The 16,638-nt window shown below is 57.6% G+C and carries 12 protein-coding genes; 7 read left to right on the forward strand and 5 right to left on the reverse strand.

All coding sequences use genetic code 11. The features are described from left to right. The first annotated feature begins 15 nt into the window (after positions 1–15). The 4 genes from WX88_RS23015 (at position 16) to WX88_RS23030 (ending at position 4,982) form a co-directional block, all read left to right on the forward strand. A complete protein-coding gene (locus WX88_RS23015; RefSeq protein ID WP_052733019.1) occupies positions 16–1,458 on the forward strand; it encodes a DEAD/DEAH box helicase in 1,443 nt (480 codons plus the stop codon). Between the two features lie 183 nt (positions 1,459–1,641). Next, the gene (locus WX88_RS23020; RefSeq protein WP_046246775.1) at positions 1,642–2,016 is read left to right on the forward strand and encodes a low molecular weight protein tyrosine phosphatase family protein; all 375 of its coding nucleotides are present in this window, start codon (positions 1,642–1,644) and stop codon (positions 2,014–2,016) included. A 51-nt stretch (positions 2,017–2,067) separates the two neighbouring features. Beyond that, positions 2,068–2,991: a M90 family metallopeptidase gene (locus WX88_RS23025; protein WP_046246776.1), complete on the forward strand. Its 924-nt coding sequence runs from the start codon at positions 2,068–2,070 to the stop codon at positions 2,989–2,991. Positions 2,992–3,158: 167 nt separating this feature from the next. Further along, positions 3,159–4,982, forward strand: a complete 1,824-nt coding sequence (locus WX88_RS23030) for a M2 family metallopeptidase (RefSeq protein ID WP_231590774.1) — start codon at positions 3,159–3,161, stop codon at positions 4,980–4,982. 363 nt (positions 4,983–5,345) lie between these two features. Here WX88_RS23030 and WX88_RS23035 read toward each other — a convergent pair whose 3' ends face one another. Continuing rightward, positions 5,346–7,013, reverse strand: coding sequence for an alpha/beta hydrolase (locus tag WX88_RS23035; RefSeq protein WP_082116256.1), 1,668 nt, complete (start codon positions 7,011–7,013; stop codon positions 5,346–5,348). Between the two features lie 49 nt (positions 7,014–7,062). Next, on the reverse strand, positions 7,063–8,052 hold the full coding sequence (locus WX88_RS23040) for a fasciclin domain-containing protein (RefSeq protein ID WP_046246779.1): 990 nt from the start codon (positions 8,050–8,052) through the stop codon (positions 7,063–7,065). A 213-nt stretch (positions 8,053–8,265) separates the two neighbouring features. Here WX88_RS23040 and WX88_RS23045 point away from each other — a divergent pair, with 213 nt between their 5' ends. The 3 genes from WX88_RS23045 to WX88_RS23055 all read left to right on the forward strand — a co-directional run bounded on the left by WX88_RS23045 (position 8,266) and on the right by WX88_RS23055 (position 13,293). Continuing rightward, positions 8,266–9,171, forward strand: a complete 906-nt coding sequence (locus tag WX88_RS23045) for a hypothetical protein (RefSeq protein ID WP_046246780.1) — start codon at positions 8,266–8,268, stop codon at positions 9,169–9,171. Between the two features lie 810 nt (positions 9,172–9,981). Further along, on the forward strand, positions 9,982–12,696 hold the full coding sequence (locus WX88_RS23050; RefSeq protein ID WP_046246781.1) for a TonB-dependent receptor: 2,715 nt from the start codon (positions 9,982–9,984) through the stop codon (positions 12,694–12,696). 33 nt (positions 12,697–12,729) lie between these two features. Next, on the forward strand, positions 12,730–13,293 hold the full coding sequence (locus WX88_RS23055; protein WP_156176368.1) for a hypothetical protein: 564 nt from the start codon (positions 12,730–12,732) through the stop codon (positions 13,291–13,293). A 261-nt stretch (positions 13,294–13,554) separates the two neighbouring features. Here the strand turns inward: WX88_RS23055 and WX88_RS23060 are convergent, their stop codons facing one another. From WX88_RS23060 to WX88_RS23070, 3 genes are all read right to left on the reverse strand, one after another. Then, positions 13,555–14,277 carry a pirin family protein gene (locus tag WX88_RS23060; RefSeq protein WP_046246783.1) on the reverse strand — a complete coding sequence of 241 codons (723 nt, stop codon included), beginning with the start codon at positions 14,275–14,277 and terminating at the stop codon, positions 13,555–13,557. A gap of 131 nt (positions 14,278–14,408) precedes the next feature. After that, complete coding sequence (locus WX88_RS23065) at positions 14,409–15,236, reverse strand: LexA family transcriptional regulator (RefSeq protein WP_046246784.1); 828 nt, start codon at positions 15,234–15,236, stop codon at positions 14,409–14,411. A 423-nt stretch (positions 15,237–15,659) separates the two neighbouring features. Next, positions 15,660–16,544 (reverse strand): hypothetical protein, encoded by an 885-nt coding sequence (locus WX88_RS23070; protein ID WP_046246785.1) that lies wholly within the window; start codon positions 16,542–16,544, stop codon positions 15,660–15,662. Between the last annotated feature and the right edge of the window lie 94 nt (positions 16,545–16,638).

Below are 16,638 nucleotides of genomic sequence, written 5' to 3' on the forward strand. Positions count from 1 at the left end.
CGTTACCTTTGCCCCGTGCAAACTCCTGATTCTCCCATCGCCGGTTCCGCTTCCGAAACCCCCAAAGCCGACCGCCAATTCGCTGACTTCGCCCTCTCCCCCGCCCTGCTGGCGGGCGTGGCCGAGTTAAATTTTACCCAGCCTACTGCCGTGCAGCAGCTGGTGCTGGCGCCCGCGCTCGAAGGCCAGGACGTGGCTGGGCAGGCCCCCACGGGCTCGGGCAAGACCGCCGCCTACGGCCTCGCGGTGCTTCAGCAGGTCGACCCCACTTCGGCTACCATGCAGGCCATAGTGCTGGTACCCGCCCGCGAGCTGGTGCTGCAAGTGCGCGACGCCCTCAAGAGCCTGGGCAAGCACCTGCCCAACCTGCGCGTGGCCGGCTACTACGGCGGCCACGCCATGCGCGAAGAAGTCAAAGGCTTGCAGCAGATGCCCCACGTGGTGGTGGCCACTCCCGGCCGCATGCTCGACCACCTCGAACGGCGCACCCTCGTGCCCAACAAGCTGAAAGTGCTCGTGCTCGACGAAGCCGACAAGCTGCTGGACCTGGGCTTTCAGGAGGAGATGGCCACCATTGTCAGCCGGCTCCCGCAGCGGCGGCAGACGCTGCTGTTCTCGGCCACCATGCCCGATAAGGTGCTGCAGCTAGTGCGCGAGTACCTGACCCGCCCCCGGGTGATGAACGTAGGCGGCTCCAACGCCACCACCCTACCCACGAGCCTGGTGCTGCGCGGCCACGTGGTGAACGCCGCCGACCAGAAGCCCGCGGCCTTGTTTCACCTCATCACCCAGCCCAACGCCGGCCGCTCGCTGGTATTTGCTAACACCCGCGACCGGGTGGAAGAGCTGACCCGCTTCCTGAAGGGCCGGGGCCTGGCCGCCGAGGCCCTGCACGGCAAGATGCTGCAACCCGAGCGCGACAAATCCATGATGAAGCTGCGCAACGGCTCGGCCACCGTGCTGGTGGCCACCGACGTAGCCGCCCGGGGCCTCGACGTGAATGAGCTAGATACGGTGGTGCAGTTCGACCCGCCCCACGAGGCCGAAACCTTCCAGCACCGGGCTGGCCGCACGGCCCGCGCCGGCGCCGTGGGCACCGCCCATCTCATCGTGACGCCCTACGAGCAGCAAAAACTACAAAGCTGGCCAGCAGCCAGCAACGTGCAGTGGGCCGGACTGAAGCCGCCGGCGTTGCCGGCTGCCGCTCCCAAAGCGCCGCGACCGAGCACAGTTACGCTCCACGTTTCGGCGGGCAAGCGCGAGAAGATTAGCGCCGGCGACTTGGTGGGTGCCTTCGTGAGCGTAGGTGAGCTGGAGCGTGACGCCGTGGGGCGCATCGAGGTATTCGACCACCACAGCTTTGTGGCCGTGCCCGAAGCCTTGGCCGAAACGGTGCTGGAAAAGATGCAGGGCGCCAAGGTGAAAGGCAAGAAGGTGAAGGTGGCGCTGGTGCGCTGAATCAAAACTGTTTAGAAAGTAGGACAAAGCCCGCTGGACCGTCATGCTGCGCTCAGCATGACGGTCTGAAAGAGACTGCTTGAACCGTTTCCTCATTTCAATCAGCTTGTTATGTAGGAAGACGAAAGGCGCGGAGCATCCGAATAATCAACCGGGGACGCTATTGGCATTTGTCGAAAACTGATGCACAAAGCGAGCCTTCGCCCTCAAAACCCCCTACATATTCGCCTTCTTTTCATCTGCAGCCAAAACAAATGGCGCAGCCTCACGGCCGAGCGGCTGTTCGACGACCATCCGCACCACGAAGCCCGTTCGGCAGGCACCGAGCCCGGCGCGCGGGTGCGCGTCACGGCCGGGCATTTGGGTTGGGCGGAAATTATTTTTGTGATGGAGCGCCGCCACGCCGAGCGGCTGCGGGAGAAATTCGCCACGGAGCTGGGCAGCAAGCCCCTCCTCGTGCTACGCATTCGCGATAAGTATCAGTTTGGGGATAGCCGATTGGTGGCCTTGCTGCAACAGCGGCTGGCTGAGCACTTAGGCCCCCGGGGTTTTTCCTAGGCTGGAAAGCCAAATTTCCAACCTGCTCGTGCCACCTGCGTTTAGCGGCCCATGGCTTACTTAATTTCGCTGGCCGTCCTGACGGCCGTGCTCTACGCCTTTTATCGCTACGCCACCGCCGACACGCGGCGGCGCACCGACGCACTGGCCGAGGAATTTCCGGCGGCTTGGCGGCAAATATTAAGCGAGCGGGTAGCCTTCTACCTCTCGCTGACAAAGCGGGAAAAAGCCCGATTTGAGAAACAGGTGCAGGTTTTCCTGGCCAGCACGCGCATCACCGGAGTGCAAACCGAGGTCGATGATACTACCCGGCTATTGGTGGCGGCGTCGGCGTTGATTCCGGTTTTTGGCTTTCCGGACTGGGAATACAGCAACCTGGGTGAGGTGCTCATCGTGCCCGATGCCTGGCAGCAAGACAATGACCCCACCAAGGAAATAAAGCCGCTGCAAGGCACGCTGCTCGGCTCGGTGCAGAATTTCCAGAATCAGCACTACATGCGCTTATCAAAAGCCTCGCTCGAACAAGGATTCCGCGACGCGCTGGACCGCCAAAACGTAGGCATCCATGAGTTTGCGCACCTGCTGGACGAAGCCGACGGCGAAATTGACGGCCTGCCCAAAGCTGCCCTGCCACCAGAGTTGCTGCACCCTTGGGCCGAAGTGATGCAGCGTGAAATTGCGGCCATCCAAGCCGGCAAATCAGAAATCAACCCCTACGCAGCCACTAACGAAGCCGAATTTTTCGCCGTCGTGACCGAGTACTTTTTCGAGAAGCCCGAGAAGCTCCAGGAAAATCATCCGGAACTCTATGAGCTACTCAGCCGTGCCTTTCGCCAGAATCCTAAGAAACGCTTCCTGCGCTTCAGCATCGACCCGCGCGAGTGGCTGAAGACCCTGCGCAGCCGCCGCAAGCTCGGCCGCAACGACCCGTGCCCCTGCGGCAGCGGTAAGAAATACAAAGACTGCCACCTGTAGGACGCAGCCTTCGCTGCGTCAGGCACCCGCATCGCCCGCATTAATAAAACGTTCTGTTAGCGCGGATGTCAACGCAGCAAAGGCTGCGTCCCACTTGGGCGCGACGCAAGCGAAGGCGGTGTGCTACGTTTATTTGTAGGATGAAAAAGCATCTGCTTCCACTCCTAATGGCCGCCACACTGGCTGCCTGCGCGCCCACCGTGAAAACACCCGTAGCCACCACGCCCGCTGCGGCCCCCGCACCACCAGCCACCCCGGCCCCACCCGATTACCGCGCCATTGCCACTGAATTTCTGGCCGACTACAACGCTGAGTACGTGCGCCTCATCACAGCTTCCAGCGAGGCTGAATGGCGTTCCAACACGCACATCGTAGCCGGCGATACGGCCAACGCCGGGGCCACTACCCGCGCCAACCAGCGCATGGCCGCCTTCACCGGTAGTGCCGCCAACATTCAGCAGCTGCGCGAGCTGCTCACCCACAAAGCCGACCTAACCGATATTCAAGTCAAGCAGTTGGAAACGGCCCTTTACCTTGCCGCCAACAACCCGCAAACCGTGGCCGAAGTGGTGAAAAACCGTATTCAGGCCGAGGCCGTCCAGACGGAAAAGCTGTACGGCTTCGACTACAGATACGCCGGCAAATCTGTCAGCACCAACGACCTCGACGAGCTGCTGCGCAAGGAAACCAACCCACAGAAGCGCCAGGCCGTGTGGGAAGCCAGCAAGGCCATCGGCCCCACCCTGAAAGAAGGGCTGCTGAACTTGCGCGACCTGCGCAACCAAACCGTGCAAGCCCTCGGCTACCCCGATTATTTCACCTATCAAGCCAGCGACTATGGCCTGACGCGGGATGAAATGATGGCCCTGGTGCGCAAAATCAACACGGAGCTGCGCCCGCTCTACCGCGAGCTACATACCTACGCGCGCTACGAACTGGCGAAGAAATACAAGGTGAAGCAGGTGCCCGACTACCTGCCCGCCCACTGGCTGCCCAACCGCTGGGGCCAGGACTGGGGCTCGATGGTGGACGTAAAAGGCCTGAACCTGGATGCGGTGCTCGCCAAGAAAGGCGCCGAGTGGCAGGTGAAGCAAGGCGAACGATTTTACCAAAGCCTGGGCTTCCCGGCGCTGCCAGCTTCCTTTTACGAGAAAAGCAGCCTCTATCCTCTCCCCAAAGACGCCGGCTACAAGAAGAACAACCACGCCTCGGCCTGGCACATCGACCTGAATAACGACCTGCGTAGTCTGATGAGCGTGGAAGCCAACACCGAATGGTACGAAACCGCGCACCACGAACTGGGCCACATTTTCTACTACCAAACCTACTCCAACCCCGACGTGCCGCCCCTGCTCCGCCAGGGCGCCAACCGCGCCTACCACGAAGCCATCGGCACGATGATGGGCCTGGCCGCCAAACAGAAGCCTTTCCTGACCGGCCTGGGCCTGGTGGCCCCTAATACCAAGACCGACCAAACCCAGCAGCTTCTGAAAGAGGCCCTAAGCTACGTCGTGTTTATTCCTTTCGCCTCGGGCGTGATGAGCGAGTGGGAGAATGGCTTCTACGCCGATAAGCTGCCCGCCGATCAGCTCAACGCCAAGTGGTGGGCCCTCTGCAAGCAGTACCAGGGCATGGTGCCACCCGCCACGCGCGGTGAAAGCAACCTCGACCCCGCCACTAAGACCCACATCAACGACGACCCCGCCCAGTACTACGACTACGCCCTGAGCTATGTCATCCTGTTTCAGCTCCACGACCACATTGCCCGGAACATCCTGCACCAGGACCCACATGCCACTAACTACTACGGCAACAAGGAAGTCGGCAATTTCCTGCGCGACATCATGCGCCCCGGTTCCAGCCGCGACTGGCGCGTAGTGCTGAAAGAAAAGACCGGCGAAGACCTCTCCGCCCGCGCCATGGTTGACTATTTCCAACCGCTGATGACCTATTTGAAAGCGCAGAACAAGGGCCGGAAATACACCATGTAGTTGCTATTTAGAAAGAATAAGAACTTCGTGCTGAGCCGAACTATATCTGCTGGCTAATGCAAAAAACAGAGCGGTTTACCCGCCTGTCCAGACCATTCGGCGCCCCTCTCCGCGGGCTTCGCGTATCACGCGAACCAGGGTTCAGGGTTGGGGGTGAGGTCGGTCACACCAGATACGGCGCCCTCGCTAACCCAAGAGTGATAAAGCCCGAGCGGTCTGGTGCCCGGAGAGCGATACTTGCACCACGCAAGTGACGCACTCCGGGTGCCAGGCCACTCGGGCTTTATTGTTTGCTGTTTCTTCCTTAACAACCAAATACACAGCAGCTCATGCCTCGCAGCAAGAAAGGCCGATGCACCGCTCCTACTTTCCGGCCTGCTGCAAAACCCAGTCCCGGATGGTGTCCGATACCACAGGTGCAAGGACGATATTAATGCTGCCATCGGCCGCGGCCAGCTGTTCGGCGGCGGGCTGCTGAAACCAGTGGTTGATGCCGGGCAGGCGGCGCATGGTCACGCGCTTGTTGCCCCGCAGGCCTTTGTCGAGCGCCAGCATATTGGTGGTGGCATTTACTTCGGTATCCTCAGCGCCGTTGAGGAGGAGTACTGGACATTGCACGTCTCCCAAGGTCAGCTGGGGGTTGAACTTGAGATAGTAGCGGTACCAGGGCGTGGTGAGTTGGGTGGCCCGGCTGCGCATCAGGGCAGGGTCCAGGTCGGGGTAGCGCTGGCGCAGCATGTTCACCACAATGGCCTGGGCCTGGTCGTCGTTGGCCGTTTGGCGCACAATCTCCAGCATCGTCCGCCGAAACTTGAGGGTGGCTTCGGCCTGCTTGCGCTCCTCATTCTTGATTTTCAGGCGCTGCTGCGCGATGTATGTCTCCACCTGCGCGGCGTTGGAGCCGCTGGTGCGCAACTTGGCAGCTTTGGCGAGGACTTCGGCCCAGGCCTGACGCCGTGCGGCCCCAGCCCGGGCAGTATCGGCGGGCGTGGCCGCAGGTTCGGCCTGATTGGCTAGCAACTCCATCCCCATTATCCCCGCCGCGGCCAGAGTAACTACAAACGAAGGTGGCAATGGCTGCGCAGCAGCCAGCAGGGCCACATTGCCGCCCTCGCCATGCCCGATAAAGCCCGTGCGGGCCGGGTCGAGGTTGGGCCGTAGCCGCAGGTAGGTAAGGGCGGCCTGGGCATCGTGCACAAGGTCGGCAGTAGTGGCCAGGTTGCCATTGCCGCCCGACTGGCCCACGCCCCGGTCGTCGAGACGCAGCACCGCGATGCCCTGGCGGGCCAGCGAGGCCGCCAGCTCGGCAAACATACGGTAGTTGCCCTGCCGCGCGTCACGGTCCTGGCTGCCCATATCGGAGAGCAGCACTGCGGCCGGGTAAGGCCCGGCGCCATCGGGGATGCTCAGCGTGCCGGCCAGCGACACATTGCCGGGCTGGCTGGTCAGGGTTACTTGTTCAGTGTGGTAAGTAGTCGCAGTGACTGGTGTAACCTTCGTACTTGCCAGCACCGGCGCCGCGCCATCGGCAACACGGCGCAAGGTTAGCGGCACCCGTAAGCCGGGCTGCGACCAGGTTCCGCGCAATTCCTGTCCTTCGCCCCCTTGCATGCAGGTAAATCGGCAGTCGGCCGTCGCGGCATAAAACACCAGCGTATCTCCCCGCAGTGTGACCGAAGCGGGAATGCGGTTAAGGCGTTTGGCGGGCAAATCCAGCGTGGCAATTAGTTTGTTGGCGCCCGGCTGCAAAATAGTTATCGCAATGGGCAGGCTTCCGCCCGGAATGGACAACGGCCCCTTCCAAACTCCCGCCAGCCCCTGAGCCGATGAGGCCGAAGCAGCCGCCACTGAAGCTACTGCTGGCTTAGCTACGGTATCCACAGCAGCGGGTCTGCTGGGCACAATCGTTTGGCCCATTACCCAGGCGGGCAATAGCCCCGTCCACAAGCCCCACCTGCCGGTAAAGCAAATAATCTTTTTCAACATGTTCATCCGCACACCATCTCCTTCCCACACCGATTGACTTGGCATAGCGCTGTTTTATCTTGCAATTGCAATAACGCTATCGCCATGAATCTGGTTACGGCAGCAATACGCGGTCAATAACGTGTACTACTCCATTGGTGCATTTCACGTCCGGAATTACCATGTTGGCGGGGACGGTATTTTTGGCCCCTTTCACAGTAGTCAGGCCGTTGGTGAAAGTGCCCAGCTGCAGCGGGCCGCCGCCCAAGGCCGTTACGGAAGTATTCTCCGGCAGCTCGGGGGTGAACTTATCACCGAGCATGGCACCTGGAGCGCTAACCAGCACGTTATTCAACAGAATGGCGGTTAAGTCTTGTACCTGCGTTGGTGTCATGCTATTAATGGCCTCCACACTGGCAATGCCGGCATCTTTGAAGGCTTGGTCGGTGGGTGCGAACACCGTGAATGGGCCGGGCCCCGACAAGGCTCCCGCCAAGTTGCACTTCACCACTGCCGCCACCAACAGTGTCAACTCTGGCTTCACGAAGACCTTACCCGTGCTCAATGCCACTGCCGATTCAACAATATTAACGCCTGTGGCCAGCAGCACTTTGTCAGTGGGATGAATCAGCCCGTTGGCCGCCCGCACATCGGTGCTCAGGATTTTGGAGCCGTTTACATACAAGCTGCCATCAGCCCGACGGATAATGCGGCGCGTTGGCCCCAGCGCGGAGGGCGAGGTAGCGTCCGGAGCCAGGGCGCTGCTCGGTAATGTGCCATTAAATACATTATAGAATAACGTACTGCGTAAGAACGGCTGCTGCAGAGCCGTCAGGTCCACGGCTTCACGAATACCCAGGCGGGCAAAGGCCGCATTGGTAGGTGCAAACACCGTGAAATTGCCCGATGGGTCACCCGCATTTTTGTTACCGAGTAGAAAAGCTACGTCACCACGGATAGCTGCATCTTCCAAGGTCTGAAAATCTGGGTTAGTGACCGCAATATTGGTAATAGAAGGCTCAACTTCTTTATTTTTTGCGCACCCTCCCAGCGTCAGCAAGCCGAGCCCTAAAACACCAGCCTTAAATGTGGATTTTTTTTTCATCGGGTAAAATGCAGATTTTATCGGGCTTACGAATGTATGGCTTCCAAGCAACTGGCAATAAACGGGTTTTAAAACCGCTTAGATTGCGCTAAGGTAGACCTGGCGCTTTAAACTTGTGCGTAAATTTTGTCATAGTTTGCCAGTTTAGCAGTACTTTTCTCCTCCGGGCGATACAGAGTCTACCAAATTTTCATTTATTAAATCTTTCCTCCTATGCGAAACGGCTCCGCGCTGCTTTTCGGCACATTCTTACTGATTGGCCTTGCTCCTTCTACCCGGGCGCAAAGCTTGGTGAGCGGCTTCATGGCCGGCAAAGGTCACGGTTCGATAGTACTATCGGGCACTACCGAAAACTATGATGACGTGTACCTAGCTCCTGAAAAGATTGAGGGAGTACCTATTTTCAGAGAAGTGCGCGTCAATTCGCTCAACCTCTACGGCACCTACGGCCTCAGCGACAAGATTGACGTCATTGTCAGCCTGCCGTACATTGAGTCAAAGGGTAAAGCCAACGCCGGTGTAATCGCCGATTTGAGCAGCACAAACCCAGCAGGAGGCTATACCAACGTCCGCCGAGGCTTGCAGGACATTACCGGCATCCTTAAGTTCAAGTCTTATTCGGTCGAACTGGGCAGCAGCATCTTGGACTTACTGGGCGTCGTGAGCGTCAGCACTCCCGTCAGCAATTACCAGACAAATAGTGGCTACGGCTACATCATCGCCATTGGCAACCGCGCCACGAAGTACTCCACGGCGGGCGTGCTCCACCTCAAAACCAGTTCCGGCATCTTTGCCACCGGGCAGGTGGGCTACAGCCTGCGCACCGGGCCAGTACCCAACGCTCTGATTGGTGAAGCTAAGATTGGCTACGCCGGTCCCAAAACCTACATCGAAGGCTTCGCGTCCTTTCAGGAGTCCAACGGCGGCATCGACATTTCGGAAGCGGGCTTCACGGGATTATTTCCCTCCACCCGCGTCAACTACATCCGCCTTGGCGCCAGCGTGTACCGACCCATTGCGAAGGGCATCGGTGTGGTACTAGGCGCCAACACCTACGTGGCGGGCCGCAACATCGGCAAAGCAACGGGCTACTCGGCTGGCGTTTCGTACAATTTTTAATTGTGCCGTAGCCGTACTTCTTTCGCCACAATAGCACTAGTTGATACGAGTTACAGAGTAACCGCATGATGGCGGCAGCTTGCCCTATTAGGTACTACCACTATGCCAACATTCTGCAACTTGGGTGTTGAAAATAAAACCACTAGCAGGCTTGTGGCGAGCACCAGCCTATTAATTTAATTCAAAGCTCCCGCCTGGAAACTACTTAAATGCTTGGCTAACCACTGTGGCAAAGAAGTGGGAAAACAGTAATTATTCTTTACTAGCATTATCACACAACAAAAGTCGCGTGATTCAAGCATCGGTTAGAAAAAAGGCAGTCCATTGCGCTTGCAAAGCACAGTTTATATTATTTACAGTTAACTTTGATTTTCAATTTATTTTCATTCAATAAATTATATTAATAACTTAAAGGAATAGAATAAATCATCCAATTAGATAGAGCAAAAGCTCTTTATTGGTTGTAGCCTGCACAAGGTATAACAAGCTCTTCCTTAGTGGGAACGCTGTATACTTTGAATCTAATTTTAGCGCAACCTACGTGTTGCTAATAGGCTACTAACTCTTGCTTTTAGCTGCCGTACTAAGGACTAATTTCCTAAGTCCAAATGCTCGTTATAGCTCGTATTAGCACGGTGAGCGCACTCTGACTGGTCCCACCGCATTCCGGTTTGTCCTGCTAGTTGTGCCAATTGCGGACAAATTCAGCGACAAGACATCTCTTTTCTACTCTCTGTCATCCTAAATACTACCCTGACTTGCTTTGTGCTAGTCTTTTACTCTTGCCACTTCTATCCTTAATCCTTCCACATGCAGCACTCATACCGCTTTTTTCTTTTCGCTCTGCTTCTACTACTTTCTCCCTGGCCAGCCTGGAGCCAAGGGGCCATCCAGGTGAGCGGCCGGGTAATTACCGAAGGTGATGAGCCACTACCCGGCGCCACCGTGCTAATAAACGGCACCTTTCTAGGCTCGGGCGTCAATAGTGACGGCGGCTTCATCATTCCGGTGACGGGCCTTACGTTTCCCCTCACACTCAATGTATCATACCTGGGCTACGAAACCCAGACTGTAACAGTGCAGCAGCCCGACGAGTCGGTAACCGTGACGCTGATTCCGGCCCGGGCCGCGACCAACCAGATTGTGGTAGCGGCTTCGCGCCAGGAAGAAAACATCCTGCGCGTACCCGTGACAGTAGAGAAAGTCAACCAGACCCAAATTCGCCAGCTCAGTCAGCCCGACTTGCTTAGCAGCCTGACGCGGTTCAAAGGCATTGATGTGAACGTGAGCAGCATGCTAACCAATAGCATCAGCACGCGGGGCTTCAACTCGGCTTATTCGGAACGGGTAATTCAACTTGTTGACTACATGGACGTGCAGCTACCGAGCCTCAGCTCCGGTGCGGGCAACTCCCTGGGCCTGCCCGATATCGACGTGGCCAGCGTCGAAGTGCTCTACGGACCATCGTCAGTTCTTTACGGCGCCAATGCCTTCAACGGGGTGGTGCTGCTCAACTCACGCGACGCCTTTACCGATGAGGGCCTGAGCGTGCGGCTGCGCGGTGGCCAGCGCGAATACTTCGACGGACAGCTGCGCTACGCGCATCGACTGGGCCGGCGCTGGGCCTTCAAGCTGACGGGCAGCTACCTAACCGCCCGCGACTGGATTGCGCAGAACTACAGCGCCCAGCAAACTTCCCGGCTCGTGCTGGTGAACAATCCCGCCGGCTCGGGGCTAGGCTACGACGCCGTGAACCGCTACGGAGACTTGAGCTTCACTTATTCCAACGATGCTGCCGATAATGAGGGTTTTGTAGGAGGGCGAACTGTATTTATGCCGGGCTGGACAGAGCGCGAATTGATTGCTGAAGACAACCGCGCTCAACTTTATCGTATAATCCCCTCATTATCATACCTAATCACTGACAAAGTAAAGGCAACGCTGGGGTTTGAGCGGGCCCAAGGCACCACTACTTTGCAGAACAACAGCCGCTTTCGCGCCAAAAACTTTGCTAGTAACCAGTACCGCTTCGCCCTGGAAGGCAGCCGCTGGTTTGTACGGGCCTTCCAAACCCAGGATTTTGGCAACGACTCCTATAGCCTGGATTACCTGGGCAGTTTCATGCAGAATACGGTCAATCCAAGTACCGGCAACACGTACCGTACAGACTATTTCAGGAAGTATAAAGAGGCATACAATGCGAGCTACGCTATCAATAGCAACGATGCCCAGGCGCAGGCGGCAGCCCAGGCCGCAACGGCGGCTTTGCAGCTCACCGCCGGTTCGCAGGCATTTGAGAACCTCCGCCAGACCATTGCCCGCGATGACACGCCCGGCCGGGGGGCCCGCCTGACGCCCAGCTCCTTCCTCAATGATGTGAGCGCTCAGCACAGATTCGGGCTGGGTATTGCTGACCTTACTGTGGGCGGCGCCTACCGTGAGTTCCGCCTGGGTTCGAAGGGCGGTTTCTTCGACAATGCCGACAAGCAGCGCATCCGCAACTACGAGTACGGCGGCTACGCCCAGCTCACGAAGTCTATTTTCGACGAGCGGCTGAAGCTGGCGGCGGCTGGCCGCTTCGATAACTTTAAGAACTTCAAAACCGCCTTTTCGCCGCGGGTATCGGCCGTGTATTCACTCGGCGGCGACAAGCAGCATAACCTGCGGGCGTCCTTCGGCCAAGCATTCCGCGCACCCTCGCAGACGAACCAGTACAGCAACATTGACGTGGTTTTGGCTGTGTTACGGGGCAACGTTGGCAACGGCTTCCAGGGCTACAGCCCAGCCTTGGCAGCGGATCTGAGGCGCGTCAGCACCAGCCCCAATCCCGGCGCCGAACTGGCTGCTTACGCCATCGACGTGGCTCCATTGCGGTTGGAGCAGGTAAACTCGTACGAAGTTGGCTACAAGGGTTTGCTCTCTAAAAACCTGGTGCTCGACCTAAGCTACTACTTCAGCACCTACCGCGATTTGGAAGTGCAAATACCGCTTATCAGCAACGTGGATGGCAGCCGCCCCTCGCTCACTCAGCTAGCCACCGCCGCGCCTGGCCGTTTCCAGAATCCTCAGTTACCGACCCGCGTGGTGGTGGTAGCCAGTAACCTCGACTTGCTGGTGCGCACCCAAGGCGCGCTGGCCAGCCTTACCTACACCGCCACCCGGGCCCTGAACCTGACCGGCAACTATTCGCTCAACTTCCTCCTCAACTCAAGCGCCGAGGTGCCCTTCTACAACACGCCCAAGCACAAGTTCAACGTGGGGGCGTACGGCGAGCTCACGCGCCACCTGGGCTACAATATGAACTACCGCTGGGCCCAGGCTCACCGCTACGAGTCCAACTTCGCGGCCGGCTACCTCAGTGCATATCAAACCTTTGACGCGCAGCTACGTTACGGCTTACCCAAACTTGGCACGACGATTGAAATTGGCGGTTCCAACCTTTTAAACACGAATAACCTGCAGATATTCGGGGGCCCGCAAATTGGCCGGCTGGTGTACGGCGGCCTGAGCGTGTCGGTGAATTAGGAGCCTGCTCTCCTGTCTTATTTTCCGTTTGCAATGCGTACTCTCCGTTGTCTTTCTTTCTTCTTCGCCCTAGCCCTAGCTCCTGGCCTGCTGAGGAGCCAGTTGGCACGGGCCCAGTGCCTCCCCCTGGCACCGTTGGACAAAGGCATTGCGGCTGGCCGCATCACCCCCGATAGCTTGTCGGCACTCCTTCCATCCGAAAGCTGGACCCTCCATCGCGGAGGCACTATGTATTGGACCTACCTCACGCCCGGCCGGATTGCACTCGATGAAGAGCAGGCGGAAGCCTGGGTGGGGTTGCGTCGCAGCAATCAGCAGAACTACTACGACTTGGTTTACAAAACCACCCACCGCGAGTGCATCAACCAACTGCGGGCCGAGTTGCGAAAACGCGACAAGCTGAAGCAGGAGTTCATCAACTGTGTGCAGTGCGAGGGCGAGCGGCTAGTAGGCAAGGGCTACACCGTGACCATCTTCAACCAAAAATCCGGCTATGCGGCCAAGCGCACTACTTACCCGTACGTGCTGGTGATACGTCGCAGCGTGGCCGGCGGCACGGTCCCCGAAGTTTCGTCACAGACGACCAATGAACCGTAATCTGGTTGGTTAACTGAGAGATTTACAAAGTGAATGCCCAACAAAAGCCTGGCTATTTGCCAGGCTTTTGTTGGGCATTCACTTTGTAAGGGCAAAAGGACTAGCATCAAAGAGCCGGTCCTCCTGAGCGCAGACGAAGCATCTCGCTCGTATTGTTGCACGATTCAACCAGTAGTGGCACGCGAAATGTCTCTACTTCGCTCAGTAGAGCCACCAACCGCCTGGGTGGTACGCCCAGATAGCTTAGGCATAGTTGACCACTTAATAATTAGCTTCAGCGGCGGGCAAGTCAATCAAAACAAACTGCGCGTCTTTCGTAGCGCGGATTTGCATCACATCTTCGTCGGTCATACGGGCTTGGTCGTTGGGCCCAAGCTCGGTGCCGTTAACGAAAATGACTCCTTCTTTTACGTAAATAAAGGTGAGGCGAATGGGAAACGTTTTGAATTCGATTTCCTTGCCTTCACTTAAATTAGCCCAGTAAATGGTGCTGTTGGAATTCATGTACACCACATCTTCCAGCACTTTTTGCCCAGTTACGAGGGGTACTAGCTCATTCTTACGACCTGTGGTAAAGGCGAGGTCCTTTTGCTCATAGCTGGGAGCCAGGCCCCGCTGGCTGGGAATAAACCAGAGCTGGTACAAATGCAGCGGCTTATCCTGCCGGTTGAATTCGGAATGAGCCAAGCCGGTACCAGCCGTCATGCGCTGCACTTCGCCGGCGTTAATGGTCGTTTTATTACCCATCGTGTCCTGGTGCGTGACTTCGCCTTCGAGCACCAGCGTCACAATCTCCATCTCCGAATGCGGATGCTGCGGAAAGCCCGACTGCGGCGCCACACTGTCATCGTTGAACACACGCAGCGGCCCGAAGTGCAAGTTATCGCGGTCGAAATAGTCAGCGAACGAAAACAGGAAATAGCTGCTGAGCCAGGCAGCAGGAGCGGCGTGGTAGCGGTCGGCGGCGGAAATGTATTTGAGCATGTAGGAAAAGAAAAAAGTGGCGTGAAGCGCATACGCACCGAACCCCGCGGAAGTTAGCGCCGCTCTAAAACAGCAAAGCCCTTCCACGGTTGCGGAAGGGCTTGCGAATTAGGCAAAACTGGCCGAGAGAGCTAAGCCTTTTTGAGCAGAGCCACCTGCTGCTGCAAGTCGAGCACGAGGCTGGCCACGCGCTCCAACGAGAGCTCGGCAATAGGAAACGTGCTGCTGATGTAGCTTTTGGCTTCCCAGATTTCGAGCACGTCGTTCACGTTCACGTCGTAGGGCGAGAAGTGCGGGTTGTCGGAGTGCAATACGAACATGGCATTGGAGCGCACCTTGTTGTAGAGGCGCTTGAAAACGATGCCGTCCTTGCTGCTCACCACGATGCACGGTGTGCCGTCCTTGATGCTGGTCCAATCCTCCACGTAGCGGCCCACGATAACCGTGCCGCTGGCAATGGGCAGCATCGAATCACCGGCGATTTCGAAGGCCCGGTAAGTACCCGTTTGCGACAGCATGGGCAGCCGGAACTTGGGCAGCACTTCCAGATATTCGGGGTCGGCGTAGCCGTTGAGGTAGCCGGCCGCAGCCTTTTGAGGCACCAGCTCGATGTTCTCGTTCTGGTCCTTGTCCACGGTCAGGGCCAAGATGCGCAGCTTGCCACCGGCCGGGCTTGTGGGCGGGTCGGTGTCGTCGTCCGAATTGGTCGCGGCGGCGTCTTGCGGACCAAGGGAGCCAATGATTTTGGCGTTCTTTTTCTTGCTAAAATCGGTGGTCACCAGCTGGTCGAGGGTGATACCGAAGAGGCGGGCCATATTGACGAGAGTGGCGAGGCGGGGTTCGGCCCGGCCTTCTTCGTAAGCCCCGACCAGGGAGCGTTTGATGCCGAGCTTGTCGGCCATCTGGGCTTGGGTGAGGGCTAGCTCACGCCGGCAAAACTTGAGGTTCGTATTAATCATCGGGGGAGGCATCGGCCGGGAATAACGTTGATTTCAACGCAGATTCGGCTGGTGAAGTTAGCAACGCAAGGGCGAAGTTACTAATTCACTTAGCTAATATTTTTCTGCCCACAACTTTAGCGTTGAGTTGGCCGGGTTTCAGTCCGTCATTCTGCATTTTGCTGGTCAGCATCCCAACTCACTCGGGCGCATCGGCGGCCGAAAACACTGCTGGGTTCGATGCTTTTAAGGATTGAAAGTAAGGCAGACAACGCGACAAAAAGCTATTTTGAAGCCCGGTAAGGTTTTAAACAAGCCCAGCATGTTTCTATCTGCTTCCTGCTACAGGAGTAATTGCCCAAAGCAACTGCTCACTTTTTGCTGCAAAAACGATGTAGCGACGCGAAGGGTCGCTACATCGTTTGGGTTGATTTAGCCAGCTGCTCAGAGGTTGAGCGAAGGTTGGGGTGAGTCGGCCCACCATTCCTCATTCTCCCAGGCCTCATTCCAGCCCAGCTTGGCGTATTTGGGATTGATTTCGCCACCACGGTCACCAACGGCGAAGTCTTTGTAGATGTCGGGTGCCGCGGCAAAAACGTCGGTGGCCACTACAAATTTTTTCACTTGCTTGGTGGTCTTATTCAGCCGACTGCCGCGTAGCAGCAGGCCGCAGCCGCGGGCGGGCATGCGTTCATCTGTTCCCATCACTGCCGTCACGTAATCGGCAGTAGCGGGGTTCGGCAGAGTGTAAAAGTCTAGCACGGCTTCCCCTTCGAAAACACCGCTGCTTTCGCTGTTTTCCTCCGTTATCTGAAACTGCGCACGCGCCGTGTAGGTGTAGGCCGCCGCGGTATCGGGTAGTTCGGCACCGGCACCAGCCATAAAGAAATAGCCCCTGGGCAAGTCAACAATTTGCCGCACGGTCAGCAGGCCGCTGAAGGAGCGGATGTTTTTCCGGTAGTGGCTCTTGCCACGGACATGGTAGATGTCGGGCCGCTGGGCATCACGCCTCACCTCATTGAACACCAATGCAAAACGGTAGTGGTCGGGCCCGAAAAAGCCCTCCAATGTCGGATTTATTTTGCGCTCTTCGCTCCCGTTCTGCCACAGTTTGGAGAGGTCGTGCTGGCGCAATAGCTCGCGCATGGACCCGGTGAGAGTATCGGCCGGCGTGAAAAGCGCTGGCAGCCTCGGGGTGAAGGTGCCCGGCCTGGACGTGCGGGGAGCAGCAGGGCGCCTCGCCGCAGTAGCAGCGGCGACCTGAGTAGCTGGGGCTTGCTGCTGGCAGGCAGTGCCGGCCAGAGCCAGCAGCCAAATCAACTTTTTCATGAGACTAATTTCTGGGTAGTTTTCCTGCAAATTCTGGGGTTATTGGCTAAGAGGCTGTTTGAGTTAACAAAACTTGAGGATGCGTCGGATATTA

The sequence above is a fragment of the Hymenobacter terrenus genome (assembly GCF_000972495.1).
In the GTDB taxonomy this organism is placed as follows: domain Bacteria; phylum Bacteroidota; class Bacteroidia; order Cytophagales; family Hymenobacteraceae; genus Hymenobacter; species Hymenobacter terrenus.

Coding starts and splice junctions, on each gene's coding strand:
- WX88_RS23055 (WP_156176368.1), top strand. CDS start 12,730: ATGCGTACTCTCCGTTGTCTTTCTTTCTTCTTCGCCCTAGCCCTAGCT.
- WX88_RS23070 (WP_046246785.1), bottom strand. CDS start 16,544: ATGAAAAAGTTGATTTGGCTGCTGGCTCTGGCCGGCACTGCCTGCCAG.
- WX88_RS23060 (WP_046246783.1), bottom strand. CDS start 14,277: ATGCTCAAATACATTTCCGCCGCCGACCGCTACCACGCCGCTCCTGCT.
- WX88_RS23035 (WP_082116256.1), bottom strand. CDS start 7,013: ATGCCAAGTCAATCGGTGTGGGAAGGAGATGGTGTGCGGATGAACATG.
- WX88_RS23030 (WP_231590774.1), top strand. CDS start 3,159: ATGGCCGCCACACTGGCTGCCTGCGCGCCCACCGTGAAAACACCCGTA.
- WX88_RS23050 (WP_046246781.1), top strand. CDS start 9,982: ATGCAGCACTCATACCGCTTTTTTCTTTTCGCTCTGCTTCTACTACTT.
- WX88_RS23065 (WP_046246784.1), bottom strand. CDS start 15,236: ATGATTAATACGAACCTCAAGTTTTGCCGGCGTGAGCTAGCCCTCACC.
- WX88_RS23040 (WP_046246779.1), bottom strand. CDS start 8,052: ATGAAAAAAAAATCCACATTTAAGGCTGGTGTTTTAGGGCTCGGCTTG.
- WX88_RS23045 (WP_046246780.1), top strand. CDS start 8,266: ATGCGAAACGGCTCCGCGCTGCTTTTCGGCACATTCTTACTGATTGGC.
- WX88_RS23025 (WP_046246776.1), top strand. CDS start 2,068: ATGGCTTACTTAATTTCGCTGGCCGTCCTGACGGCCGTGCTCTACGCC.
- WX88_RS23020 (WP_046246775.1), top strand. CDS start 1,642: ATGCACAAAGCGAGCCTTCGCCCTCAAAACCCCCTACATATTCGCCTT.